Raw genomic sequence first — 23,217 nt, 5'->3', positions numbered from 1 at the left:
CGGGCGGGGCCCGGTCGACTCACAGGTCGACCGGGCCCCGCCCGTCGGGCACGTCAGCGGCGCGAGCGCCTCACAGGAGCCCGTCCCACATCTGCTCCAGCAGCACCGACCACCAGCTCTCCGGCGAGCCGAGCGCCGCCGGGTCCAGCGCGGCCAACTGCGCCTGGAAATCGACGGTCCAGCGGCCCGCCTGCTCCTGGTTCAGACCGAACCTGAGCCGCCACATCCGGCCCAGCAGCGCCAGGGAACGCGCGAACTCCGGCAGCCCCGTGTTCACGAACTGCGGCGGCACGGGCGCACCGCCCGGACCCGCCTCCACCGGCACCGCCACGATGGCCGCGGTGCCGTACTGCACACAGATCGCCCGGCCGAAGTCGCTGCCCACGACGAGGTACGACCCCGCGTCCGAGGCCGGCTGCACACCGCGCTCCGCCGCCAGCTCCGCCAGCGTCGGCACCGGGCGCCCCGGCTGGGCCTGCGCCCAGAAGAACGGACCCATGTCCATCGGCAGCCCCGCCGCCACCAGCGTGTGCGCCACGACCGGCGGCACACCCTGCCGTGACACCGCGGCCTGCTCGAACCGGAACACCCCCGGACCGAACGCGCCGCCCAGCTCCTGCCCGATGACCTCCGGCGGAACCGGCGGCGCCGGCTGCACCTGCGGCAGGGGAGCACGCACCGGCGCCGGACGCGCCGGCCCGTCGGCCACCTGGTGCAGCTCGCCCTGGTGCGCCAGCAGTTGCTGCATGCCCTGCTGCCGGCTCGCGTGGTCCAGGCCGTACGGCGCGATCGAGGTGATCCGCGCCTGCGGCCACTGCTCCCGGATCATCCGCGCGCAGTACGCGCCCGGCAGCTCGCACGACTCCAGCTCGGTGTGCAGCTCGAGCACCTGGTCCGGCGGCACGTTCATGGAGCGCAGCTCGTGGAACATCTGCCACTCCGGATGCGGCGTACCCGGCGCGGAACGCCGGATCAGCTGCTGCTCGGAACCGTCCTGCGCGCGGTAGCGCAGCACGGCCTGGTAGCCGGGGCCGACGGTCGGCTGACCGGTGGGCTGCGGCGGATAGCCGTACGCCGGTGGCTGCCCCGGCACCGGTTGCCCCGGCACCGGCTGCCCGGGCGGCGGCACGGCACCGGGAGCCGCCGGGGGAGGCGGCGGAGGCGCACCGATGCCGCCGGGACCGCCCACGGAGGGCGCCGCCAGCACGGTCTGCGCGTGGTGCACGGCACCGCCCGCGCCCCCCGCGGAACCGGGCGGCGGCGGCACGGCACCGGGAACGCCGGGAGCGGCCGGGGGAGGCGGCGGCACACCCGGGCCGGAAGGAGCGCCGGGAGCGCCAGGAGCCCCGGGCGGACCGGGAGGGCCAGGGGGCTGCGGGGCGCCGCCGCCCGGCCGGCCCGGGTCGGCCAGCATCGTGGCGGCGTGATGCATGCCGCCCGGCGGCGTCCCACCCGGCGCGTTCGGCGCACTCGGCGGAGGCGGGGTACCCGGCGCACCCGGACCGGCCGGAGGCTGCGGGGCGTTGGGCGGGGGCGGCGGGGTGCCCGGGGCGTTGGGCGGAGGCGGGGTGCCCGGGCCGCCCGGGCCCTCGGGGCCGAGCGACGACACCAGCTGCGTCGGCACGTAGCCGCCCGCCGGCGTACCCGGCGCCGGAGTCCCCGACGGCGCGGGCGTGCTCCCCGGCCGCGCACCCGGCACACCCGGAGCGCCCGGCGGAGGCGGCGTGGACGAGCCACCGCCACGGCGCGGCGGAGGCGCCGCCTTGCTGGTCGCGGCGTCGGCGATGTCCCCGGCGTTCGACGCGAGCGGCCGGGGCGGCGTGGCGGGCGTCCCCGGACCGGCGGACGGCTGCGCCGCGGGCGGCGGCGTCCCCGCCCCGGCGGACGCGCCCGCGCCCGGCGCGCTCGGGCCACCCGGCGCATTCGCACCACCCGGCACGTTCTGGTCGCCGATCGCCGGCGCGAACGCCGTCGGCGGAAGCCGGCTGCCGCCCGACATCAGCGCCGTCTTGGCGTCCGGCGTCGCGGAGGGCGGCGGCGTGTCGTCGTCGGCACCGCTCAACGGCGGCGCGAACACGGTCTGGGGCAGCGGTACGGAACGGTCCTCACCGGCGTCCGCGTTGGTGTCCGTCCCCGCCCACGGGGTCGCCCCCGCAGGCGCACCCGGCGTACTCGGCGCACCGGGGCCACTCGGCGCACCGGACGCACCCGCGCCCGCCCCCGAGCCGCCCGCGCCTGCTCCGGCGCCCGCGGCCGGCCACCCCGCACCGCTCCCGGACGAGGCGTCCGCCGACGCCGCCGGAGCCGACGGCACCCCGGCCTGCGTCTCGGGCAACGCACCACCGGCACCGGCCACGGACCCGGCGACCGACCCGGCACCCCCGGTGTCACCGCCCCCCTGATCCCCACGCCGGCGATCCGGAATACCGATCCGGTCCGCCGCCTCCTGCAACCACTCCGGCGGACTCAGCAAGAACGACGTCTGATTCAGATCCACCCGCGCCGCGGGCGCCGCAGCCGGCGCCTCCGCCTCGTCGGGACGGCCGTACTCCTCCTCGTACCGGCGGATCACCTCACCCACCGGAAGCGAGGGCCACAGCGTCGCCTCGCCACTGTCCCGGGCGATCACCAGCCGCTGCGCACCCCCGTCCGAACGCGGACCGTCCGCACGGTCCTCCGCCCACACCACGAACCCCAGGTCGAACTCCCGCACCCGCACCTCACGGTGCTGGTACGCCGGCAGCTCGCCGTTGACCCACTCCTCCGCGCGCTCCTGCGCCTGCGCGAACGTCACCATCGTCAGCTCACTCCCCTACCGACGCCGACACGGGCACCGCACGCGCGAACCCGCCGTCCACCATCAGGTTCGCCACCGTCTCCAACTCCGGCGGGGAGCCCGCCAGACGCGACAGGAACGCGTCGAAATCCTCACCGCACGGCAGCAGCAGCCGCTCCACACGATCCGCCGGCGGCCACGACGGATCCACATCCCGCACGTCGTCGTACGCGCAGAACCACACCGAACCGATCCGCTCACCCTTCACCTTCACGGCGAGCAGACCCCCCTGGACGAACGCGACACCCAGATAGTCCTTCGTCAGGTGGTCCCGCAGACACTTGTTCACATAGACCAGGTCATTGACCGCCGCCTCCTCACGCACCGTGAAGAACGGCTGGTCCACCAGCAGCCCCAGCTCCGCGTCGAGCGCCGTACCCACCGGCGCACACCCGCCCGCCGCCTTCAGGAACGACCGGTACGCGCCCGGCAGCCGGTACCCGAGATCCTCCTCGACCCCCTGCACCTGCTGCTCCGTGACGGCCACCCCCGACTTCGGCAGACCGAAATGCGCCGGACGCGTCTCCTGCAACGGCCGCGTGCCGCGCTTGCCCTGGTCCACCGCCGCCGTCGCGATCCCGCCGTGATGACGCAGCAACGCCTTCACCTCGACCGGCACCAACTCCATCCGCCGCGAACCCGCCACGTGGTGCCACGTCCAGCCGTGCGGCGTCGCCACCGCCGGCACCGTGTCCCACAGCTCGTGCCCCGACGCCGACAGGGCCGCGTTCGCCGACACGTAGTCCGTCAGCCGCAACTCGTCGACCCCGAACCCCTCCGGCGGATCCGCGATCTCCGCCACCGCACGCGCGTACGGCGAGAAATCGGGGTAACCACCCGCGTCCACCCGTACCCCTCTCGGGTGACGGGCCGCCCGCACCGGATCCGGGAAATGCACGACCTGCCCGGCATAGGCCGCGTTCGGCGGCGCGGCTGCTTGCCCGAGCCGACCTGTCGTCATGGCGGTTGCCCCCTGCGGCGTCTGTCTGCTGCCAGATCCGTCTGATCTGCCTGCACTGTCTGGTTCACCGCGTCCGATCGCGGTGCCGACAGCCTATGCGGTACGGCCAGAGGGGTCACCGGCACCGGACCCCGCACCCGGCACCCGCCACCCCCACTTCCGTGACCAGCCGTCACCCTCCCGTGACACACCGCCCATACCCGGGCGTGTCGCCACGCCCCAGCTTCCGCAGCAGCCACGGGATTTGGCACTCTGTGACCTCCGGGGGGATGCTCAGGAGGGGAAACGATCATGAGTGCGACACAGACGGGACCCGACACCGGGCGGTCCGACGACCCCCGCGGCGGCGACCCCCGCATCGGCTGGAGCAGCACCGACGCCGCCCAGGCCCCCACCCTCCGGCACCGCCGCGACGGCATACTCCCCACCGTCGCCGCCGCCCTCTCCGTACGCGGCACCACCCTCACCGGCACCGCTACGCGCGCCGACGCCCCGCCCGCCCTGCACCACCTCGTCCAGGACTTCCTCGACACCCTCACCAGCGGCCAACGAGACCGTTACACCGGACGCTGCGCCGAGACGATCCTCATCTCACGACACCTCGCCACCGCCGACGCCGCACGCAGCAAACGCGCCGCACGCAAGCCCATGACCAACGGCGAAGCCCGCAAAGCACTCAAACACGCCAAACTCACCACCCGCCGCATCCGCGAGGACGGCGACCCCCTCCACGGCGCCTTCGCCGCACCGTGCCGCGCCTGCAGCGCCCTCAGCGCCCACTTCGGCGTCCGCGTCGTCGACCCCACGACGGACCAGGACTGACAGGACACACCGAGCCGAACCAGCCGACCGAAACGAACCAAGGGCAGATGCAAGCCGACCGCACCTCCACCACCCGCTTCCCCGTCCCCGTCGACGCCGCACTGCGCGACGCCGGCTGGCAACCCGGACGCTGGGACATCAAACAGGCCGAGATCTGGGCCGACACCCTGCGCGAACACACCTCACCCGCAGGACACCGCCACACCGTCTTCCCCGCCGCCGTCGAAGCCTGGGCCGAATTCGGCGGACTCCACATCGCACCCACCGGACCCGGCCGCCAGATCGCCCCCGCCACCCTCCACCTCGACCCCCTGCACGGCCTCCACATGGCCCGCACCCTCGGCGACCTCGGCCGCGCCCTCGACACCCGGACCTGCCCCCTCGGCACCGAAACCGACAGCCAGGCCCTCATCGCCATCGACACCGAAGGCCGCGTCTACGCCCTCGACCACACCGGCGACTGGTACCTCGGCCCCGACATCGACACCGCCCTCGCCACCCTCGTCGCCGGCACCCAGCCCACCCGCCTCACCACGCGCTGACACCGGTCCGCGCCTAGGACGCCGGAATCACCGCCGACACCCGGAAACCCCCCGCATCGGTCGGCCCCGACACGAACACACCCCCCAGAGCGGCCACCCGCTCCTTCATCCCCACCAGCCCGTTGCCCCCCGACGGCAACCGCGCCGACGCCTCCCCCGACAGGTCCGGCGGCGGCTCGTTCTCCACCTGCATCGCGATCTCCGAGACCCGGTGCGCCAGCCGCACATACGTCTTCGCGCCCGCCGCATGCTTGTGCACGTTCGTCAGCGCCTCCTGCACCACCCGGAACGCCGTCGACTCCACCTCCGCCGCGTACAGCCGCCCCTCCCCCTCCACGGACAGATCCACGACCATCCCGGCCGCCTCGGACTGCCCGATCAGCTCGTCCAGCTCCGACAGACACGGCCCGTCCGAGGACGACTCCCCGTCCTCCGCCGCCCGCGACGCCGCCGCCGCGGCAGCCACCCCCACCGCCGCCAACGGCACCGACGCCCGCTCCGCACGCGCACCGTCCCCGCCACTGCGCAGCACCCCGAGCATCTCCCGCAGCTCCGTCAGCGCCTGCCGGCCCATGTCCCCCACCAGGGCCGCGTTCTTCACCGCTTTCTCCGGGTCCTTCCGGGCCACGGCCTGAAGCGCGGCGGCATGCACCACCATCAGACTCACCCGGTGCGCGACCACGTCGTGCATCTCCCGCGCGATCCGCGTCCGCTCCTCACCGCGCGCCCACTCCGCGCGCTCCTCCGCCCGCTCGGCGAGCAGTTGCAGCTCACGCTCGAGACTGTCCGCCCGCTCCCGCAGGCTCTCCATCAGCCGACGCCGCTGCCCCACGTACAGGCCAAGAAGCAACGGCGGCGCGGTCATCCCCAGGGACGTCGCGATCGACGCGAACGGAAGAAACCAGTCCCCCAGCTCCAGGCCGTCCCGCGCCATGTCCTGCCCCAGCCGCACGAACGTCACGATCAACGTCCCCAGGAAGGTCATCCCGGCCAGGGCGCCGATGATCCGCCGCGGCAGCTCCGACGCCGCCAGCGTGTACAGGCCGACGACACCCATGAGGAAGCCCATCTCGGCCGGCGTGACGGCGATCGCCACCAGCACCACCGCGATCGGCCACTTCCGCCGCACCACCAGCACCGAACCGGCGAGCAGTCCGAACAGCACCCCCGTCGCCGCCGGGATCCCCGCGTCCCGCGCGAACGGGACCCCCTCCGCCGCGCACTCCAGCGCGGACACGACACCGAGGCTCACATCGAGCACCGCGCCGCGCCGCCTGTCCCACCACCAAGGCCCACCCCGGGCCGGCACGTGGTCTTCCCCCGTCGTGGTCATGCCTCCAGCCTACGGGCGCCGGGCGCCCCTTTTCCGGTGACTTTCGACAAACGATACGACGCGATATCCCTCGAACTGGTGAACCCCACGCCGTTCACCTCCGGAGCCGGAGATTCCGGCCGGACGGTATGCCCATGGCACGTTCACAGAACAAGTACGCGGACTTCGAAGGGCTGCGGGAGCGGGCGGTGGCGCTGCGGCGGGCCGGCTACAGCCTTCGGCAGATCCGCGACGAGCTGAAGGTCTTCAACAACGACATCCTCAGCCGACTGGTGAAGGGTGAGCCGCCGCCGGAGTGGACCAAGCGGCCGCGCGCGAAGGACGACCTGCGAGATCGGGCACGCGAACTACGCCGTCGAGGGTGGACGTACGACCAGATCGAGGCCGAACTGGGCTGCTCCAGGAGCTCGGTGTCGTTGTGGGTGCGGGACCTGCCGAAACCCGAACCCCGATACACACCGCAAGAGCAGCAGACGCTGATGCGGGCCGGGCTCGCGCGTCTTCGTAGCGCTCAGGACGAGGAGCGACAACGCACCAAGGAGGAGGCCAAGCTGGCCGTCGGCGAACTGTCGGCCCGCGAACTCTTCCTGGTGGGCGTAGGCCTGTACTGGGCAGAAGGAGGCAAAGACAAGCCGTACGACCGCCGCGAGAACGTCGCCTTCGTCAACAGCGACCCGGGCATGATCAAGGTCTTTCTGGCCTGGCTCGACCTGCTCGGAATCGAACGTGAGCGCCTCCGGTTCACGGTCATGATCCACGAGAACGCCGACGTGGCGGGCGCGGAGCAGTTCTGGGCCGAGCTCGTCAGCGTCGATCGGAGCGCCTTCAACAAGACGACACTCAAGCGGCACAACCCCAAGACGGTGCGCAAGAACGTTGGCGACTCCTACCGGGGCTGCCTGGTGATCAAGGTCTTGAAGGGCGCCGAGTTGTACCGCCGCATCGAAGGGGCATGGTCCGGGCTGGTATTGGCAGCCGAACAGCGGACGCCGTAGGCTGACTCCCGGCATTCCCGGGTTGCTCTGTCGGTAGGGGCGACTGGACTTTGAATCCAGGTAAGACGCAGGTTCGACTCCTGCCCCGGGAGCTCCCAAGCGGGCCCTGACTCCACAGTCAGGGCCCGCACTCATGTCCCCCACAAACCACCCCGGTATCCTGCGGATGTCCACCCCCACCCCCTCAAAGCCGAAGGGCATCCCGTGAGCGCCATTCGCCCGGCAGCCGTCGTCGTTCTCGCAGCGGGTGAGGGCACCCGTATGAAGTCGGCCACACCCAAGGTCCTGCACGAACTGTGCGGCCGGTCCCTCGTCGGGCACGTGCTCGCCGCCGCCGGAGAGCTGGACCCCGAGAACCTGGTCGCCGTCGTCGGGCACGCCCGCGAGAAGGTCACCGCGCACCTCGCCGAGGTCGCCCCCGAGGTACGCACCGCCGTCCAGGAGCAGCAGAACGGCACCGGGCACGCCGTGCGGATGGGGCTGGAGGCGTTGGGCGGTGCCGTGGACGGGGTCGTCGTGGTCGTCTGCGGTGACACTCCGCTCCTCACCGGCGGGACGCTCAAGGCGCTCGCCGCCACGCACACCGCCGACGGGAACGCCGTGACCGTGCTGACGGCCGAGGTGCCGGACGCGACGGGGTACGGCCGGATCGTGCGGGACGGGGCCTCGGGTGCCGTCACCGCGATCGTGGAGCACAAGGACGCCTCGGAGTCCCAGCGGGCGATCCGGGAGATCAACTCGGGTGTCTTCGCCTTCGACGGGCAGTTGCTCGCGGACGCGCTGGGCAAGGTGCGGACGGACAACAGCCAGGGCGAGGAGTACCTCACGGACGTGCTCGGGATCCTGCGTGAGGCGGGGCACCGGGTCGGCGCGTCGGTGGCCGGTGATCACCGGGAGATCGTGGGGATCAACAACCGGGTGCAGCTGGCCGAGGCTCGTCGGATCCTCAACGACCGGTTGCTGACCGGGGCGATGCTGGCCGGCGTGACCGTGGTGGACCCGGCGACGACGTGGGTCGACGTGACGGTGACGTTCGAGCAGGACGTCGTCGTCCACCCGGGTACGCAGCTGCACGGCGCCACGCATCTCGCCGAGGGCTGCGAGGTCGGGCCGAACTCCCGTCTCACGGACACCCGGGTGGACGCGGGGGCGCGGGTGGACAACACGGTCGCCGTCAGCGCTCACGTCGGTCCGCAGGCCTCGGTCGGTCCGTACGCGTACCTGCGGCCGGGTACCCGGCTGGGTCTCAAGTCGAAGATCGGTACGTTCGTCGAGGCGAAGAACGCGTCGATCGGCGAGGGGACCAAGGTCCCGCACCTCTCCTACATGGGTGACGCGACGATCGGCGAGTTCACGAACATCGGTGCCGCGAGTGTGTTCGTGAACTACGACGGGCAGGACAAGCACCACACGACGATCGGCTCGCACTGCCGTACGGGTTCGGACAACATGTTTGTGGCTCCTGTCACGGTCGGGGACGGTGCCTACACCGCCGCCGGCTCGGTGATCACGAAGGACGTGCCGCCCGGTTCGCTGGCCGTGGCCCGTGGCCAGCAGCGGAATATCGAGGGTTGGGTGGCCCGGAAGCGTCCGGGGAGCGCGGCCGCGAAGGCAGCGGAGGCGGTGTCCCGCGAGGCGGGCGGCGAAGACTGACCGGAAACCGGCGCGTCGAACACGGCGTACCGTGATAAGTGCACATCCGCACCCCACCAGCTGAGACGCCCCCGCGGCCAGTCGGGAGAGCGCCCATGAGCTCAGCTGCGAACCTCTGAGGAGAAAGTGCTGTGACCGGGATCAAGACGACCGGCGAGAAGAAGATGATGTTCTTCTCCGGCCGCGCACACCCCGAGCTTGCCGAGGAGGTCGCCCAGCAGTTGGGTGTCGGGGTCGTCCCGACGAAGGCCTTCGACTTCGCCAATGGTGAGATCTATGTGCGTTATCAGGAGTCGGCGCGCGGTGCGGACTGCTTCCTGATCCAGAGCCACACGGCTCCGATCAACAAGTGGGTCATGGAGCAGCTGATCATGATCGACGCGCTGAAGCGTGCGTCGGCCCGCTCCATCACCGTCATCGTGCCGTTCTACGGTTACGCGCGGCAGGACAAGAAGCACCGGGGACGTGAACCGATCTCGGCGCGTCTGATCGCGGATCTGATGAAGACCGCGGGTGCGGACCGGATTCTGGCCGTGGACCTGCACACGGACCAGATCCAGGGCTTCTTCGACGGCCCGGTGGACCACCTGTTCGCGCTGCCGCTGCTGGCGGACTACGTGGGTGCGAAGGTGGACCGTTCGAAGCTGACGGTGGTCTCTCCGGACGCCGGCCGGGTGCGGGTCGCGGACCGCTGGTGCGACCGTCTGGGCGCCCCGCTGGCGATCGTGCACAAGCGGCGCGACAAGGACGTGGCGAACCAGGTCACGGTGCACGAGGTCGTGGGTGATGTGAAGGGGCGCATCTGTGTCCTGGTCGACGACATGATCGACACGGGTGGCACGATCTGTGCCGCGGCGGACGCGCTGTTCGCGCACGGTGCGGAGGATGTCATCGTGACGGCGACGCACGGTGTTCTTTCGGGTCCGGCGGCGGACCGGCTGAAGAACTCGAAGGTGAGCGAGTTCGTGTTCACGAACACGCTGCCGTCGGCGAGTGAGCTGGAGCTGGACAAGATCACGGTGCTGTCGATCGCGCCGACGATCGCGCGTGCGGTGCGTGAGGTGTTCGAGGACGGTTCGGTGACGAGCCTGTTCGACGAGCAGTGAGCGTCGTGCAGTAACCGTTCTGCAGAGATCGTTTTGGGTGCGGCCTCCCCGGCCGAGTAGACTGCTGAAGTTGCTCGGCGAGGGAGGCCGTATCCGTGTTCGCGGATGGGCTGTCCGTTATCGACGCGCTCTTCGTAGCAGGCCGTTCGTGGCCGGGTGACCACGTCCGTTTCTACCTCTACGAGGAGTGATCATGTCCGAGGTGAAGATCTCCGCCGCGACGCGCAGCGAGTTCGGCAAGGGCGCCGCCCGCCGTATCCGTCGTGACAACAAGGTCCCCGGTGTTCTGTACGGCCACGGTTCCGACCCGCTGCACCTGACGCTGCCGGGCCACGACCTGCTGCTGGCGCTGCGTACGCCGAACGTGCTGATCGCGCTGGACATCGACGGCAAGACCAACGAGCTGGCCATCCCGAAGTCCGTGCAGCGTGACCCGATCAAGGGCTTCCTGGAGCACGTCGACCTGCAGCTGGTGCAGCGCGGCGAGACGGTCAGTGTCGAGATCTACGTGCAGACCGAGGGCGAACTGGCGCCGGGCGGCAACCTGCTGGAGCACGTCCTGAACGCGCTGCCGGTCGAGGCCGAGGCCACGCACATCCCCGAGTCGGTCACCGTCTCCGTCGAGGGTCTGGAGGCCGGCGCCGCCATCCTGGCCAAGGACATCCCGCTCCCGGCCGGCACCAAGCTGGCCGTCGAGGAGGACACGGTCGTCCTGCAGGTGCTGGCCGCGCAGGCCGAGGAGGCCTCGGCCGAGGGCGAGGGCGAAGAGGCCGCCGAGGCCTGATCCTCGCTACGGTTTCGTCCGTCGGCCGCTGTTCCCGTGCGGGGCAGCGGCCGACGCGTATGTGTGGACGGGTAAGAGGGACACGAAGGAGACAGGGACGTGACGACGGACGCGGGTGCGCCCTGGCTGGTGGCCGGTCTCGGCAACCCGGGCGCCGAATACGCATCGAACCGGCACAACGTCGGTTTCATGGTGGCGGATCTGCTGGCCGAGCGGATCGGGGCGCGCTTCAAGCGGCACGGCAAGGCGCAGGCGCAGGTGGTCGAGGGGCGGATCGGTCCGCCGGGGCCGGCGAATCGGCGGGTGGTCCTGGCGAAGCCGATGTCGTTCATGAACGTGTCGGGCGGTCCGGTGACGGCGCTGCGGGACTTCTACAAGGTTCCGGTCGGCAACATCGTGGCGGTGCACGACGAGTTGGACATCGACTACGGCGTCCTGCGGCTGAAGCTGGGCGGCGGGGACAACGGGCACAACGGGCTGAAGTCGATCACGAAGTCGCTGGGCGCGGACTACCACCGGGTGCGGTTCGGGATCGGGCGGCCGCCGGGGCGGATGCCGGTGGCGGATTTCGTGCTGCGGGACTTCTCGTCGGCGGAGCGCAAGGAGCTGGACTACTTCGTCGACCGGGCGGCGGACGCGGTGGAGGCTCTGGTGATCGAGGGGCTGGAGCGGGCGCAGAGCGCGTACAACTCCTGAGTCCCGGCTCGTGGCGTACAACTCCCGACTTGTCCGGCGATGGTGCGCGGGTGAGTTGACCGGGCGCGTAGGTATGGCCAATGATCCCGGCCATGCCTGCCTCTGCCGCCCCCGCTCGTCCCCGTCAGGCCTCCTCCGCCTCCTCCGCCCTGCTGCGGTTCGGCCGGGTCGCGGCGATGGGGACGGTGACGGCGCTGATTCTGATCGCGGGTGTGTGGGCGTCCTGGGGTACGGCGCAGCACGTGCTGCTGACCAAGGGGCGGGAGCAGGGCACGGTCGAGGTGACGCGGTGCGGCGGCGGGACGTGCAGTGGGCCGTACTCGCCGGTGTCGGCGGGGTCGCAGGCGCGGGAGCGGGTCGTCATCGAGGACTCGGTCGCGGTGGCGAGGGGGCGGACGTACGCGGTGGTGGTGAAGCCGGGCGGTGACGAGGTGGTGCGGTCGGGGCCGGCGGGGGTGCTGTACGCGTGGGTGCCGTTGGGCGGTGCGTTGCTGCTGGCGTCGGTGGTGGTGGCGGGTGGGCTGCGGCGGACCCGGGTGGCGTGGGGGATGGCGGGGGTGGGGGTTGCGCTGCTGACGGCGGCGTTCTTCGCGGTGTGAGGTCTTCGCGTACGACGTGGGGGTGCCCCGGGCTCTTGTGAGCTCGGGGCACCGGTGTTTTCACGCGCGGGACGTCGGGGTGGGCGCGGGGTGGGGGGCCCGGCCCGGTCAGCCCGTGTTGCGGAGGCCCGCTGCTACGCCGTTGACGGTGAGGAGGAGGGCTCGGGCGAGCAAGGGGTCCGGGTCCTCGTTCGCGGCGGCGGCCTCGCGCTGGCGGCCGAGGAGGGCGACCTGGAGGTAGGAGATGGGGTCGAGGTAGGCGTCGCGGATGGTGAAGGTCTGCTTGAGGACCGGGTCGGCGTCCAGCAGTTCACTCTCGCCGGTGACGCGCAGGACCTCGGCGACGGTGAGTTCGTGCTCGGTCTTGATGGCGTCGAAGACGTGCTTGAGCTCGTCCGGCACGAGGGTGTCGACGTAGTGCTGGGCGATGCGCAGGTCGGTCTTGGCGAGGGTCATCTCGACGTTGGAGATGAAGTTGCGGAAGAAGTGCCACTGCTGGTGCATCTCGTCGAGGACGGTGTCCAGGCCGGCCTCGCGCAGCGCCTTGAGGCCGGAGCCGACGCCGTACCAGCCGGGGACGATCTGCCGGGACTGGGTCCAGCCGAACACCCACGGGATGGCGCGCAGTCCGTCGAGGGAGACGCCCGAGCCGGGGCGGCGGGAGGGCCGCGAGCCCAGGTGCAGGTCGGCGAGCTGGTCGACCGGCGTGGAGGCCAGGAAGTACGTCGGCAGGTCGGGGTCCTCGACGAGCTTGCGGTACGACGTGTGGGCGGCGTCGGAGACGACGTCCATCGCGGCGTCCCAGCGGGCGAGGGCCTCGTCGGACTGGCGGGGCGCGGTGTGCAGGGCGGAGGCCTGGAGGGTGGCCGCGACGGTCAGCTCCAGGTTCTCCCGGGCGAGGGCCGGGATGAGGTACTTGTCGGAGATGACCTCGCCCTGCTCGGTGACCTTGATCTCGCCCTCCAGGGTGCCCCAGGGCTGGGCGAGGATCGCGTCGTGGGTGGGGCCGCCGCCGCGGCCGACGGTGCCGCCGCGGCCGTGGAAGAGGCGGAGCCGTACGCCGTAGCGGTGGGCGACGTCGCGCAGGCGGCGCTGGGCGCGGTGGATCTCCCACTGGCTGGTGGTGATGCCGCCGAACTTGGAGGAGTCGGAGTAGCCGAGCATGACCTCCTGGACGTCGCCGCGCAGGGCGACCAGACGCCGGTAGGAGGGGTCGGCGAGCAGGTCCTCCAGGATGGTGTCGGCGGCCTTGAGCTCGTCGGTGGTCTCCAGGAGCGGCACGATGCCGATCTTCGCCCAGCCGGCGTGCAGGTCGATGAGGCCGGCCTCGCGGGCCAGCACGGCCGCGGCGAAGACGTCGTCGGCGCCCTGGCACATGGAGATGATGTAGGACTCGATGACCTCGGGGCCGAAGACCTCCAGGGCGCGGCGGACGGTCTGGAAGACGCCGAGGGTCTTCTCGCCGGGCGCGTCGACGGGGGCCGGGCTGGGGGCCAGGGGCCTGCGGGAGCGCAGTTCCTTCGCGAGGAGCTTGGTGCGGTACTCGCGGGGCATGTCGGCGTAGCGCCAGGACTCCTCGCCGAGCCGGTCGAAGAGCTGGCCGAGGGCGTGGTGGTGGGCGTCGGCGTGTTCGCGGACGTCCATGGTGGCGAGCTGGAGGCCGAAGGCGGCCAGGGTGCGGATGGTGCGGGCGAGGCGTCCGTCGGCGAAGAGGCCGCCGCGGTGCTCGCGCAGCGAGGTCTGGACGATGCGCAGGTCGTCGATGAGCTGGGCGGTGCCGAGGTAGTCGCGGCCCTCTTCGTGGGCGGTGCCCTTGGCGAGGCGCTGCTTGGTGTTCTCCAGCTTCTGCCGGATGCAGGTGGCCTTGAGCCGGTAGGGCTCCTCGGCGTTGAGGCGCTTGTAGCGGGGGCTGATCTCGGGGAGCCGCTCGATGTCGGCCTGGAGGGAGGCCAGCAGCTCCTCGGTCGCGCCCGCGTAGCGGATGGAGTTGGAGAGGAAGCCGCGCAGTTCGTCGATCATCTCCAGGGCGTCGTTGATGCCGTGTTCGTGCTGGAGGATGAGGACGTCCCAGGTCACCTGCGGGGTGACGTTGGGGTTGCCGTCGCGGTCGCCGCCGATCCAGGTGCCGAAGGTGAGGGGGCGGGTGTCGTCGGGGAGCTCGACGCCGGCCCGCGCCAGTTCCGCGGTGAGGTCCTCCAGGACGTCGCCGACGGCGCCCGCGTGCAGCTCGTCGAGGTAGTAGATGGCGTTGCGGGCCTCGTCGGCGGGCTCGGGGCGTACGACGCGCAGCTCGTCGGTCTGCCAGACGAGGTCGATGTTCTCGGCGAGGCGGGTGTCCAGGCGGCGCCGGTCGGACTCGTTGACCGGGGTGTCCAGGAGGGCGGCGATGCGGCGCAGCTTGTTGAGGACGGAGCGGCGGGCGGCCTCGGTGGGGTGCGCGGTGAAGACGGGGCGCACGTTGAGGTTGCGGACCGTCTCGCGCAGGTGCTCGGGGTCGGCGTCCTTCAGCCGGTCGGCGGTACGGGCGAGGAGTCCGCCCTCGGCGGCGCGCTTGGCGCCCAGTTCGCGGCCGCGGTGGACCTGTTCGGTGACGTTGGCGAGGTGGAAGTAGGTGGAGAAGGCGCGGACGAGCTTGGCGGCGGTCTCCAGTTCGGTGCCGCGCAGCAGTTCGGCGGCGGCCTCGCCGTCCTCGCGGGTGAGTCGGCGTACCTTCTCGACGAGTTCCAGCAGCTCGGGGCCCTCCTGCCGGACGAGGGTCTCCCCGAGGAGATCACCCAGTCGGCGGATGTCGGCGCGCAGCTCGCTGCTGGTCGTCGTGGTGGTCTGGTCGTCGGCACTGCTCACAGGTGCGGCTCCTTGCAGTGTTGAAGCTCGTCTGGGAGGGAACCCGGACGGCCGTCTCGCGCGGCGGGCGCCGCTTACCGGGCCGGACGTCCGGGAAGTAATCAGAGCGGACCGCGCTGTCCGACCGACTCCCAGGATAGGTGTCGGCGAGGACGCGCAGGCTCTGGGGCTCTTGCCGCGCGGCCACGCACTGCCATACTTACGTCGCCGTAGGTTACGGAACCGTAGGAAAACCGCGCACGGTTTCCGGAGCCGGCACCGGCGACCTACCCCGACCCCACCCTCGACCCCACAGGGGACGCGCATGACCACGAGTTCCGATGTGATCCCAGACGCTCCGCAGCCGGCCGACGGCACCGGGGCGCCCTCCGCCACGCTGGGCGGTGAGCAGAAGCGCTCGATCGAGCAGATCACGTTGCTGCTGTTCATCACCGTTCCGTTCCTCGCGCTGGTGGCGGCGGTGCCGCTGGCGTGGGGGTGGGGCGTGAGCTGGCTGGACCTGGGGCTGCTGGTCTTCTTCTACTTCCTGGGCTGCCACGGCATCACCATCGGCTTCCACCGTCACTTCACCCACGGTTCCTTCAAGGCGAAGCGGCCGTTGAAGATCGCGTTGGCGATCGCGGGGTCGATGGCGGTCGAGGGGCCGCTGGTGCGCTGGGTGGCCGACCACCGCAAGCACCACAAGTTCTCCGACGACGAGGGCGACCCGCACTCGCCGTGGCGGTACGGCGAGACGGTGCCGGCCCTGATCAAGGGCCTGTGGTGGGCGCACATCGCATGGATGTTCGACGAGGAGCAGACGCCGCAGGACAAGTACGCCCCGGATCTGATCAAGGACCCGGCGCTGCGGGCGATCTCGCGCCAGTTCATCCTGTGGACCGTGGCGTCCCTGGCGCTGCCCGCGCTGATCGGCGGGCTGGCCACGATGTCCTGGTGGGGCGCGTTCACCGGCTTCTTCTGGGGTTCACTCGTCCGGGTGGCGCTGCTGCACCACGTGACCTGGTCGATCAACTCGATCTGCCACGCCGTGGGCAAGCGCCCCTTCAAGTCCCGGGACCGCTCGGGCAACGTCTGGTGGCTGGCCGTCCTGTCCTGCGGCGAGTCCTGGCACAACCTGCACCACGCGGACCCGACCTCGGCACGTCACGGGGTGATGCGCGGGCAGCTGGACTCCTCCGCCCGGCTGATCCGCTGGTTCGAGCAGCTGGGGTGGGCGTACGACGTGCGCTGGCCGTCACGCTCGCGTATCGATTCGCGCCGCAACACGGATCAGGACGGCGCCCGCCGCCGGAAGGAGACGGCGAAGGCGGCATGATTGACGCCGTGGCGACCGACTCCAGCAGCACCCCAAGCAACGAGAAGCCGCGGCGCGCACGTCGCACCCGGATGACCGGTGCCGAGCGCCGCCAGCAGCTGCTGGAGATCGGCCGCACCCTCTTCGCGGCGAAGGGTTTCGAGGGCACGTCGGTGGAGGAGATCGCGGCGAAGGCCGGGGTCTCCAAGCCGGTGGTCTACGAGCACTTCGGCGGCAAGGAGGGCCTGTACGCGGTGGTCGTGGACCGCGAGATGCGGCGGCTGCTCGACATGGTGACCAGCTCCCTGACCGCCGGCCATCCGCGCGAGCTGTGCGAGCAGGCGGCCTTCGCGCTGCTGGACTACATCGAGGAGTACACGGACGGCTTCCGCATCCTGGTCCGCGACTCCCCCATCCCGCAGTCGACGGGTTCCTTCGCCTCCCTCATCTCGGACATCGCCACCCAGGTGGAGGACATCCTGGGCCGCGAGTTCAAGAACCGCGGCTTCGACGCCAAGCTGGCCCCGCTGTACGCGCAGGCGCTGGTCGGCATGGTGGCGCTGACCGGCCAGTGGTGGCTGGACGTGCGCCGCCCGAAGAAGGCGGAGGTGGCGGCGCACCTGGTGAACCTGGCCTGGCACGGCCTGGACGGCCTGGAGCCGAAGCCGCGGCTGATAGGGCACCGGAAGAGCTGACCGTCGTCGCCCGACGCCGGGAGCCGCGGGCGGCCGTCCCGCGGCCGTCCCGCGCGGTTCGCTCCGGCCCGCCATAGCCGGGCCCAATGGGCCCCCAGGTTTTCTCCGTCTTCCTGCCGTCCGGCCGCCGTGTTTCGATCGCGTGAACTCAGGGCCTGGTGGGAGGGCTTGTCACGTGATTCTGCTGCACGCTTCGATCGCCATCGTCGCGGTCGTCCTGTTGATCCTGGTGGCGCGGGTCGAGCCCGTCATCGCCCTGGTGGTCGGCTCGCTCTACCTCGGCCTGGCCGCGGGGCTCGGCTTCGAGGGCACCATCACCGCCGTCACCGAGGGCTTCGGCGACATGATGGCCGAGGTCGGCCTGCTGATCGGCTTCGGGGTCCTGCTCGGCTCACTGCTGCACGCGATGGGCGCGTTGCAGGCGGTGGTGGAGCGACTGCTGCGGACCCTGGGCCCGCGCCGTCTGCCGTACGCGCTGGCGGTGGTCCTGAGCACGGTGTTCCCGTCGATCTACGTGGACGTCCAGCTGGTGCTCGCCGCTCCCCTGGCCCGCTCTGCCGCGCCGCGCCTCGGGCGCCACGGGCTGCCGCTGATGGGCGGTGTGCTGACCACCGGCATCCTCGTCGGCTACGTGTTCGTCGTCCCCGGCCTGGGCGTCGTGGCGACGGCCGGTCTGCTGGACGTGCCGCTCGGCACGATGCTGGTGTACGGCTTCGTGATCGGCCCGCTGACCGCGCTGCTCACCGTCTTCCTGTACGGGCGGCTGCTGCGGCGCGGCTTCTGGAACCCGGCGAAGGACGAGGAGCAGACGACCGCGGCGGAGACCGCCGGTGGCGCTGCCGGTACGGGAGGCAACCCGGGCACGGCCCTCGGCGACGGCGGCGGTACGGGAGGCGGCACCGGCACGGTCACCGACCACCCGACCGGCACCACCGGCACGACGACCACCGCCAAGGCCGAGACCGAGGCCCCAACCGGGGCCCAAACCGAGACCGGCCCCCGGCCCGGCACCAAGGCCGTCCCGCTCCCCCTGGCCCTGCTGCCGATCGCCGTGCCGCTGGTCCTGATCGCCGGGGGTGCGATCAGTGAGGCCGCCGGGGTGGAGTCCACGGTGCTCGCCTTCGTCGGCAACCCGGTCCTCGCCCTGTTCGTCGGCCTGGTCGGGGCCTACCTGCTGGGCCGGCGCGCGCTGGGCCGCACCCGGCTGGAGGAGGCGCTGAGCGGCGGTTTCGCCTCGACCGGGCAGATCCTGCTGATCACGGGCGTCGGCGGCTCGCTGGGCGCGGTCATCGGCAAGACCGACCTGGACGACGTACTGGCCGATCTGTTCTCGGCGGACTCGGGGGCGCCCGCGCTGCTGACGGTGCTGCTGGTGTGGCTGGTCGCCGCGGTGCTGCACCTGGCGATCGGGTCCATCGCGGTGGCCGGTATCGCCGCCGCGGGAGTCCTGGCCCCGATCATGGGAAGCCTCGGCCTCCCGCCGGAGGTGCTCGCGCTGGCCATCGGCTCGGGCTCCCTCTTCGCCCTGCACGTGAACAGCAACTTCTTCTGGATGTTCCAGACCCTGCTGGGGGTGACCACCCGGGGCGCGCTCAAGGCGCTCACCTTCGTGACCGCGCTGGCCTCGGTGGTCTCGCTGGTCCTGGTGACCGTCCTCGCCCTCGTCGTCTGACCGCACGCGGTACCGCACCGCAGAGAACCGCCCGGTACCGCCGCACCGGAGAGAACAGAGAACCCGGAGAGAAACAGATATGCAGCCGCTCAGCGGAGTCACCGTCGTCTCGCTCGAACAGGCGATCGCCGCTCCCTACGCCAGCCGCCAGCTCGCCGACCTCGGCGCCCGGGTGATCAAGGTGGAGCGCCCCGGCACGGGGGACTTCGCCCGCGCCTACGACTCCCGCGTGCGGGGTCTCAGCTCGCACTTCGTCTGGGTGAACCGCAACAAGGAGTCCGTCACCCTGGACATCAAGGACCCGCGCGGCATGGACGTGCTGCGCCGCCTGATCGCGGGCGCCGACGTCTTCCTGCAGAACCTCGCGCCGGGGGCCGCGGCCCGCGCCGGGCTCGGCGCGGAGGAACTGCGGGCGCGCCACCCGGAGCTGATCGTGTGCGACATCTCCGGCTACGGCGCCCCGGGGCCGTACGAGGGCCGCAAGGCGTACGACCTGATGGTGCAGTCCGAGGCGGGGCTGCTGTCCGTCACGGGCGCCCCGGACGAGATGGCCAAGGTGGGCATCTCGGTGTCGGACATCGCCGCCGGGATGTACGCCTACAGCTCGGTCCTGGGCGCGCTGCTGGAGAGGGGCCGGACGGGGCGGGGCTCGCACCTGGAGGTGTCGATGCTGGAGGCCACGGTCGAGTGGATGGGCTTCCCGCTCTACTACGCCTTCGACGGCGCCCAGCCGCCGCCGCGGGCGGGTGCCGCGCACGCGACGATCTACCCGTACGGTCCCTTCACGGCGGGGGACGGCAAGGTCGTGATGATGGCGATCCAGAACGAGCGGGAGTGGCACGCGTTCTGCGCGGGCTTCCTGGACCGCCCGGAGCTGGCCGGGCATCCGCACTACGCCACCAACGCGGACCGCAACGCCCACCGGGAGGAGCTGGGCGCGCTGATCGCGGCCCGGTTCGCGGAGCTGACCAGCGCCGAGGCGATCGAGCTGCTCAGCGCGGTGCCGGTCGCCAACGCCCGGGTGAACACGCTCACCGAGGTGTGGGACCACCCCCAGCTCGCCGCGCGGGGGCGCTGGCACGAGGTGGCGACGCCGGCCGGTCCGGTCCCGGCGCTCGCGCCACCGGGTCCGACGGGCGGGGCACCCCGCATGGAGCCCGTCCCCGCGCTCGGCGAGCACACCCGCGCCGTCCTCGGCGAGCTGGGCCTGTCGGGCGACGCGATCGACGCGCTGGTCGCGGAGGGGGTCGCATGAGCGGGGAGCGGGCGCCGGGCAGCCCCGCGGTGCGCGACAGCGGGGCCCTGGCCACCGCCGTGAGCTGGCTGTTCGTCCCCGCGTCCCGGCCGGACCGGTTCGCCGGGGCGGTGGGCAGCGGCGCCGACGCGGTCGTGATCGACCTGGAGGACGCGGTGGCCCCCGGCGACAAGGACCGCGCCCGCGCCCAGCTGCGGGAGGGCTGGCCGTCGGACGCCGGCGTGCCCGTGGTCGTCCGTGTCAACGCCGCGGGGACCCCGCAGTACGCCGCCGACCTGGCCGTCTGCCGTACGCTCGGGCCCGCCGCCGTGGTGCTGCCCAAGACGGAGAGCGCGGAGCAGGTGCGTGCGGCGGCCGAGGCGGCGGGCACCCCGGTGCTGCCGTTGGTGGAGTCGGCGCGCGGTCTGGTCGAGCTGGCGGGGATCGCCGCCGCGCCCGGTGCGGTGCGGCTGCTGTTCGGGAGCGTCGACCTGGCGCTGGACCTCGGGGTGAGCGACGACGCGGCGCTGGACACGGCCCGCGCGGATCTCGTCCGGTGGTCGGTGGTGGCCGGGCTGCCCGCGCCGGTGGACGGCGTCACCACCGCCGTGCGCGAGCCGGAGACCGTCGCCGCGGCGGCGGCCCGGGGCCGGGCGTGGGGCTTCGGCGGCAAGCTCTGCGTGCACCCCGCACAGGTCCCGCCCGTGCACGCCGCGTTCGCGCCCACCGAGGAGGAGCTGCGGTGGGCCCGCCGGGTACTGGCCGCGGACGCGGGAGGCCCGGACACGGGAGGCGCGGCGCTGGTGGACGGTGAGATGATCGACCGCCCGGTGGTGGAACGCGCGCGCCGGACCGTGCGGGCGGCGCGGCGGCCGGGCGTGGCAAGCGGCTCAAGAGGCTAGGGGGGTCCGTGGACATCGCCCATCTGCGTGACTTCATCGCCGTGGTCGACGCGGGCAGCCTGTCCCGGGCGGCGGCCGGGCTGCACGTGTCCCAGCCGACCATCAGCCAGCGGATGGCCCAGTTGGAGTCGCACCTGGGCGTGCGGCTGCTGGTGCGGGGGCCGCGCGGGGTGCTGCCCACGGCGGCGGGGACGACGCTGTACCGGGACGCGCAGCAGCTGGTGCGGCAGTTCGACCGGCTCCAGCAGCACGCGGCGGACGAGGGGCACGGGGTGCACGGGCCGGTGGCGGTGGGGCTGCCGACGACGGTCGCCGCGCCGCTCGCGCCCGCGCTGTTCTCCTGGGTGAAGGCCATCCATCCGGGCGTCCACCTGCAGCTTTTCGAGTCGATGAGCGGCTACGTCAACGAACTGCTGCTCGCCGGGCGCCTCGACGTGGCCGCCGCCTTCCGCGAGGACGACGCGCCCCGCCCTTCGGAGGTGCCGCTGTACTCGGAGGAGCTGTACCTCATCGGTTCCCCCGGGCCGGGCGTGCCGGACGACGAGGTGCGGCTGTCCGAGCTGGGCGCGGTGCCGCTGGTGGTGCCCGGCGGGAACAGCAACCTGCGCAGGCTGGTGGACCGGTCCTTTGCCGCGGTGTCGCTGGTGCCGCGGATCGTCGCGGACGTCGAGTCGCTGGGGACGATGCTGCGGATCGCGGAGGGCGGCGAGGCCTGCACGATCCTGCCGCTGTCCACGGTCCGGGTGCTCGGCGCCGGGCGGGACGTCGGCGTGCGCCGCATCACCGAGCCCGCCGTACGCCGTTACGTCGCGCTGCGCACCGCCGCCGAGGCCTACGAGCCGCGGGACGCGGTGCTCGCGGTGCGGCGGGGCGTCGTCGAGGTCACCCGGCGGCTGGCGCGCGAGGGGCACTGGCCGGGCATCCGCTGCGCCTGACGCCGGGTACGGCGACCGTCATGCCGGTCCTCATGCCGGTCGTCATGCCGGTCCTCGGGGCTCCAGGAACTCCAGGCGGTTGCCGACCGGGTCGGCGCAGTAGAAGCGCCGGTGGCCGGGCAGGTCGTCGTCCCAGGTGACGGGCGTGCCGTGGGCTTCGAGGCGGGCGGCGTACGCGTCGATCCCGGTGACCCGCAGCCCGGGGTGGGCCTTGCGGGCGGGCCGGAAGCCGGTCGTCTCGACGCCGAGGTGGAGCTGGGCGGTGCCGGCCTCGAACCAGCAGCCGCCGCGGGCGGCGAGCACGGGCGGCTCGGGGATCTCGGTCATGCCGAGGACGCCGGCGTAGAAGGCGCGCAGGGGCTCCTCGGCGCCGGGCGGGGCGGCGAGCTGCACGTGGTCGAGGCCGGTGATCACTGGCCCGCCGCCCCCGTGGGCTTCCGCGCGACGGCGAAGACGCGGCGGAAGGGGAACGGGGTGCCGTGCGCCTCGGCGGGGTAGGCGGCGCGCAGGACGGCCCGGTACTCCTCGACGAACGCGTCGCGTGCGGCCGGATCGTCGGCGAGGGCGTCCAGTACGGGCCGCAGTCCCGTCCCCTTCACCCAGTCGAGGACGGCGTCCTCGCCGGGCAGCAGGTGGACGTACGTCGTCTCCCACACGTCGGCGGTGCAGCCGGTGGCGGTGAGGCGGGCGAGGTAGGCCTCGGGGGTGAGGACGGCGTCGTCGTGGCGCAGGACGCCGGTGAGGCGGTCCCGCCAGCGCCGGGAGTCGGCGAGTTCGCGCATCAGCCGGTGGCTGGGGGCGTCGAAGTTGCCGGGCACCTGGAGGGCGAGGGTGCCGCCGGGGGCGAGGCGGTCGATCCAGTCGGGGAAGCGGTCGGCGTGGCCGGGGACCCACTGGAGGGTGGCGTTGCTGACGAGGAGGTCGTACGGCTCGTCGGGGGTCCAGGTGCGGGCGTCGGCGGGGGCGAAGTCGAGGTGACCGCCGCCGGGGGTGGGGCCGGCGTACTCGCGGGCGCGTTCGAGCATCCGGGGCGAGTTGTCGTAGCCGGTGATGTGGGCGGTGGGCCAGCGGTCGGCGAGGAGGGCGGTGGCGTTGCCGGGGCCGCAGCCGAGGTCGGCGATGCGGGGCGGGTCGGCGGGGAGGTCGGGTATCCGGGCGAGGAGATCGGTGAAGGGGCGGGCACGGTGGCCGGCGTGGCGCAGGTACTGGGCGGGGTCCCAGGTGGGGGCGGTGGCGGGCATGGGGCCTCCAGAGGGTGTCCGTGCGGGACGGGTACCCAGCGTCAACCCCAAACTGTCTCGACGTCAAGACAGT

Annotated in this window: 20 protein-coding genes and 1 tRNA gene; 15 read left to right on the top strand and 6 right to left on the bottom strand. The window is 72.4% G+C overall.

What is annotated here, in order from left to right; all coding sequences use genetic code 11:
• Positions 1-70: 70 nt before the first annotated feature.
• Positions 71-2,797, bottom strand: a complete 2,727-nt coding sequence (locus ABS735_RS02230; protein ID WP_373902885.1) for an SUKH-4 family immunity protein — start codon at positions 2,795-2,797, stop codon at positions 71-73.
• Between the two features lie 7 nt (positions 2,798-2,804).
• Positions 2,805-3,797, bottom strand: a complete 993-nt coding sequence (locus ABS735_RS02225) for an SMI1/KNR4 family protein (protein WP_373902884.1) — start codon at positions 3,795-3,797, stop codon at positions 2,805-2,807.
• Between the two features lie 291 nt (positions 3,798-4,088).
• Between ABS735_RS02225 and ABS735_RS02220 the strand changes: the two genes are divergently transcribed.
• Positions 4,089-4,619 (top strand): YwqJ-related putative deaminase, encoded by a 531-nt coding sequence (locus tag ABS735_RS02220; RefSeq protein WP_373902883.1) that lies wholly within the window; start codon positions 4,089-4,091, stop codon positions 4,617-4,619.
• A 47-nt stretch (positions 4,620-4,666) separates the two neighbouring features.
• A complete protein-coding gene (locus ABS735_RS02215; protein ID WP_373902882.1) occupies positions 4,667-5,161 on the top strand; it encodes an SUKH-3 domain-containing protein in 495 nt (164 codons plus the stop codon).
• A gap of 13 nt (positions 5,162-5,174) precedes the next feature.
• Here ABS735_RS02215 and ABS735_RS02210 read toward each other — a convergent pair whose 3' ends face one another.
• Positions 5,175-6,494, bottom strand: coding sequence for a sensor histidine kinase (locus ABS735_RS02210; protein WP_373902881.1), 1,320 nt, complete (start codon positions 6,492-6,494; stop codon positions 5,175-5,177).
• Between the two features lie 134 nt (positions 6,495-6,628).
• On the opposite strand from ABS735_RS02210, the gene ABS735_RS02205 reads away from it, so the two are divergent.
• The 7 genes from ABS735_RS02205 (at position 6,629) to ABS735_RS02175 (ending at position 12,327) form a co-directional block, all read left to right on the top strand.
• Complete coding sequence (locus tag ABS735_RS02205; RefSeq protein ID WP_373902880.1) at positions 6,629-7,489, top strand: hypothetical protein; 861 nt, start codon at positions 6,629-6,631, stop codon at positions 7,487-7,489.
• Positions 7,490-7,504: 15 nt separating this feature from the next.
• Positions 7,505-7,581 (top strand) — tRNA-Gln (locus ABS735_RS02200).
• A 112-nt stretch (positions 7,582-7,693) separates the two neighbouring features.
• Complete coding sequence (glmU, locus tag ABS735_RS02195; RefSeq protein WP_373902879.1) at positions 7,694-9,142, top strand: bifunctional UDP-N-acetylglucosamine diphosphorylase/glucosamine-1-phosphate N-acetyltransferase GlmU; 1,449 nt, start codon at positions 7,694-7,696, stop codon at positions 9,140-9,142.
• Between the two features lie 131 nt (positions 9,143-9,273).
• The gene (locus ABS735_RS02190; protein ID WP_003975691.1) at positions 9,274-10,248 is read left to right on the top strand and encodes a ribose-phosphate diphosphokinase; all 975 of its coding nucleotides are present in this window, start codon (positions 9,274-9,276) and stop codon (positions 10,246-10,248) included.
• Between the two features lie 193 nt (positions 10,249-10,441).
• The gene (locus ABS735_RS02185) at positions 10,442-11,032 is read left to right on the top strand and encodes a 50S ribosomal protein L25/general stress protein Ctc (RefSeq protein ID WP_373902878.1); all 591 of its coding nucleotides are present in this window, start codon (positions 10,442-10,444) and stop codon (positions 11,030-11,032) included.
• A gap of 99 nt (positions 11,033-11,131) precedes the next feature.
• Complete coding sequence (gene pth, locus ABS735_RS02180) at positions 11,132-11,728, top strand: aminoacyl-tRNA hydrolase (protein WP_373902877.1); 597 nt, start codon at positions 11,132-11,134, stop codon at positions 11,726-11,728.
• An 80-nt stretch (positions 11,729-11,808) separates the two neighbouring features.
• Positions 11,809-12,327 (top strand): hypothetical protein, encoded by a 519-nt coding sequence (locus tag ABS735_RS02175; RefSeq protein WP_373902876.1) that lies wholly within the window; start codon positions 11,809-11,811, stop codon positions 12,325-12,327.
• Between the two features lie 108 nt (positions 12,328-12,435).
• Here ABS735_RS02175 and ppc read toward each other — a convergent pair whose 3' ends face one another.
• Positions 12,436-15,171, bottom strand: coding sequence for a phosphoenolpyruvate carboxylase (gene ppc, locus ABS735_RS02170; RefSeq protein WP_373902875.1), 2,736 nt, complete (start codon positions 15,169-15,171; stop codon positions 12,436-12,438).
• A gap of 304 nt (positions 15,172-15,475) precedes the next feature.
• Between ppc and ABS735_RS02165 the strand changes: the two genes are divergently transcribed.
• From ABS735_RS02165 to ABS735_RS02140, 6 genes are all read left to right on the top strand, one after another.
• Positions 15,476-16,486, top strand: a complete 1,011-nt coding sequence (locus tag ABS735_RS02165) for an acyl-CoA desaturase (protein WP_373902874.1) — start codon at positions 15,476-15,478, stop codon at positions 16,484-16,486.
• Positions 16,483-17,160, top strand: coding sequence for a TetR family transcriptional regulator (locus tag ABS735_RS02160; RefSeq protein ID WP_373902873.1), 678 nt, complete (start codon positions 16,483-16,485; stop codon positions 17,158-17,160). Before ABS735_RS02165 ends, ABS735_RS02160 begins: the two co-directional genes overlap by 4 nt.
• A 175-nt stretch (positions 17,161-17,335) precedes the next feature.
• A complete protein-coding gene (locus ABS735_RS02155; protein WP_373902872.1) occupies positions 17,336-18,832 on the top strand; it encodes a GntP family permease in 1,497 nt (498 codons plus the stop codon).
• A gap of 79 nt (positions 18,833-18,911) precedes the next feature.
• The gene (locus tag ABS735_RS02150) at positions 18,912-20,087 is read left to right on the top strand and encodes a CaiB/BaiF CoA transferase family protein (protein ID WP_373902871.1); all 1,176 of its coding nucleotides are present in this window, start codon (positions 18,912-18,914) and stop codon (positions 20,085-20,087) included.
• Positions 20,084-20,968 (top strand): HpcH/HpaI aldolase/citrate lyase family protein, encoded by an 885-nt coding sequence (locus ABS735_RS02145; RefSeq protein ID WP_373902870.1) that lies wholly within the window; start codon positions 20,084-20,086, stop codon positions 20,966-20,968. The genes ABS735_RS02150 and ABS735_RS02145 overlap by 4 nt, the downstream gene beginning before the upstream one ends.
• Before the next feature lie 8 nt (positions 20,969-20,976).
• Complete coding sequence (locus ABS735_RS02140; protein ID WP_373902869.1) at positions 20,977-21,903, top strand: LysR substrate-binding domain-containing protein; 927 nt, start codon at positions 20,977-20,979, stop codon at positions 21,901-21,903.
• A 42-nt stretch (positions 21,904-21,945) separates the two neighbouring features.
• On the opposite strand, the gene ABS735_RS02135 is transcribed toward ABS735_RS02140, so the two are convergent.
• Both ABS735_RS02135 and ABS735_RS02130 read right to left on the bottom strand, forming a co-directional pair.
• Positions 21,946-22,317: a VOC family protein gene (locus ABS735_RS02135; RefSeq protein WP_373902868.1), complete on the bottom strand. Its 372-nt coding sequence runs from the start codon at positions 22,315-22,317 to the stop codon at positions 21,946-21,948.
• Positions 22,314-23,144 carry a trans-aconitate 2-methyltransferase gene (locus tag ABS735_RS02130; RefSeq protein ID WP_373902867.1) on the bottom strand — a complete coding sequence of 277 codons (831 nt, stop codon included), beginning with the start codon at positions 23,142-23,144 and terminating at the stop codon, positions 22,314-22,316. Before ABS735_RS02130 ends, ABS735_RS02135 begins: the two co-directional genes overlap by 4 nt.
• Positions 23,145-23,217 lie beyond the last annotated feature (73 nt).

It is taken from the genome of Streptomyces sp. MMCC 100, assembly GCF_041538145.2.
Taxonomy (GTDB): domain Bacteria; phylum Actinomycetota; class Actinomycetes; order Streptomycetales; family Streptomycetaceae; genus Streptomyces.
Note: the sequence above shows the minus strand (reverse complement) of the source record. Positions and strands in the feature narration are given on the sequence as shown.

Bases quoted from the DNA above. Each gene is read 5' to 3' on its own strand.
- ABS735_RS02205 (WP_373902880.1), top strand. From the start codon at position 6,629: ATGGCACGTTCACAGAACAAGTACGCGGACTTCGAAGGGCTGCGGGAG.
- ABS735_RS02230 (WP_373902885.1), bottom strand. From the start codon at position 2,797: ATGGTGACGTTCGCGCAGGCGCAGGAGCGCGCGGAGGAGTGGGTCAAC.
- ABS735_RS02210 (WP_373902881.1), bottom strand. From the start codon at position 6,494: ATGACCACGACGGGGGAAGACCACGTGCCGGCCCGGGGTGGGCCTTGG.
- ABS735_RS02145 (WP_373902870.1), top strand. From the start codon at position 20,084: ATGAGCGGGGAGCGGGCGCCGGGCAGCCCCGCGGTGCGCGACAGCGGG.
- ABS735_RS02220 (WP_373902883.1), top strand. From the start codon at position 4,089: ATGAGTGCGACACAGACGGGACCCGACACCGGGCGGTCCGACGACCCC.
- ABS735_RS02225 (WP_373902884.1), bottom strand. From the start codon at position 3,797: ATGACGACAGGTCGGCTCGGGCAAGCAGCCGCGCCGCCGAACGCGGCC.
- ABS735_RS02130 (WP_373902867.1), bottom strand. From the start codon at position 23,144: ATGCCCGCCACCGCCCCCACCTGGGACCCCGCCCAGTACCTGCGCCAC.
- ABS735_RS02165 (WP_373902874.1), top strand. From the start codon at position 15,476: ATGACCACGAGTTCCGATGTGATCCCAGACGCTCCGCAGCCGGCCGAC.
- ABS735_RS02185 (WP_373902878.1), top strand. From the start codon at position 10,442: ATGTCCGAGGTGAAGATCTCCGCCGCGACGCGCAGCGAGTTCGGCAAG.
- ABS735_RS02160 (WP_373902873.1), top strand. From the start codon at position 16,483: ATGATTGACGCCGTGGCGACCGACTCCAGCAGCACCCCAAGCAACGAG.
- ABS735_RS02215 (WP_373902882.1), top strand. From the start codon at position 4,667: ATGCAAGCCGACCGCACCTCCACCACCCGCTTCCCCGTCCCCGTCGAC.
- ABS735_RS02150 (WP_373902871.1), top strand. From the start codon at position 18,912: ATGCAGCCGCTCAGCGGAGTCACCGTCGTCTCGCTCGAACAGGCGATC.
- ABS735_RS02175 (WP_373902876.1), top strand. From the start codon at position 11,809: ATGATCCCGGCCATGCCTGCCTCTGCCGCCCCCGCTCGTCCCCGTCAG.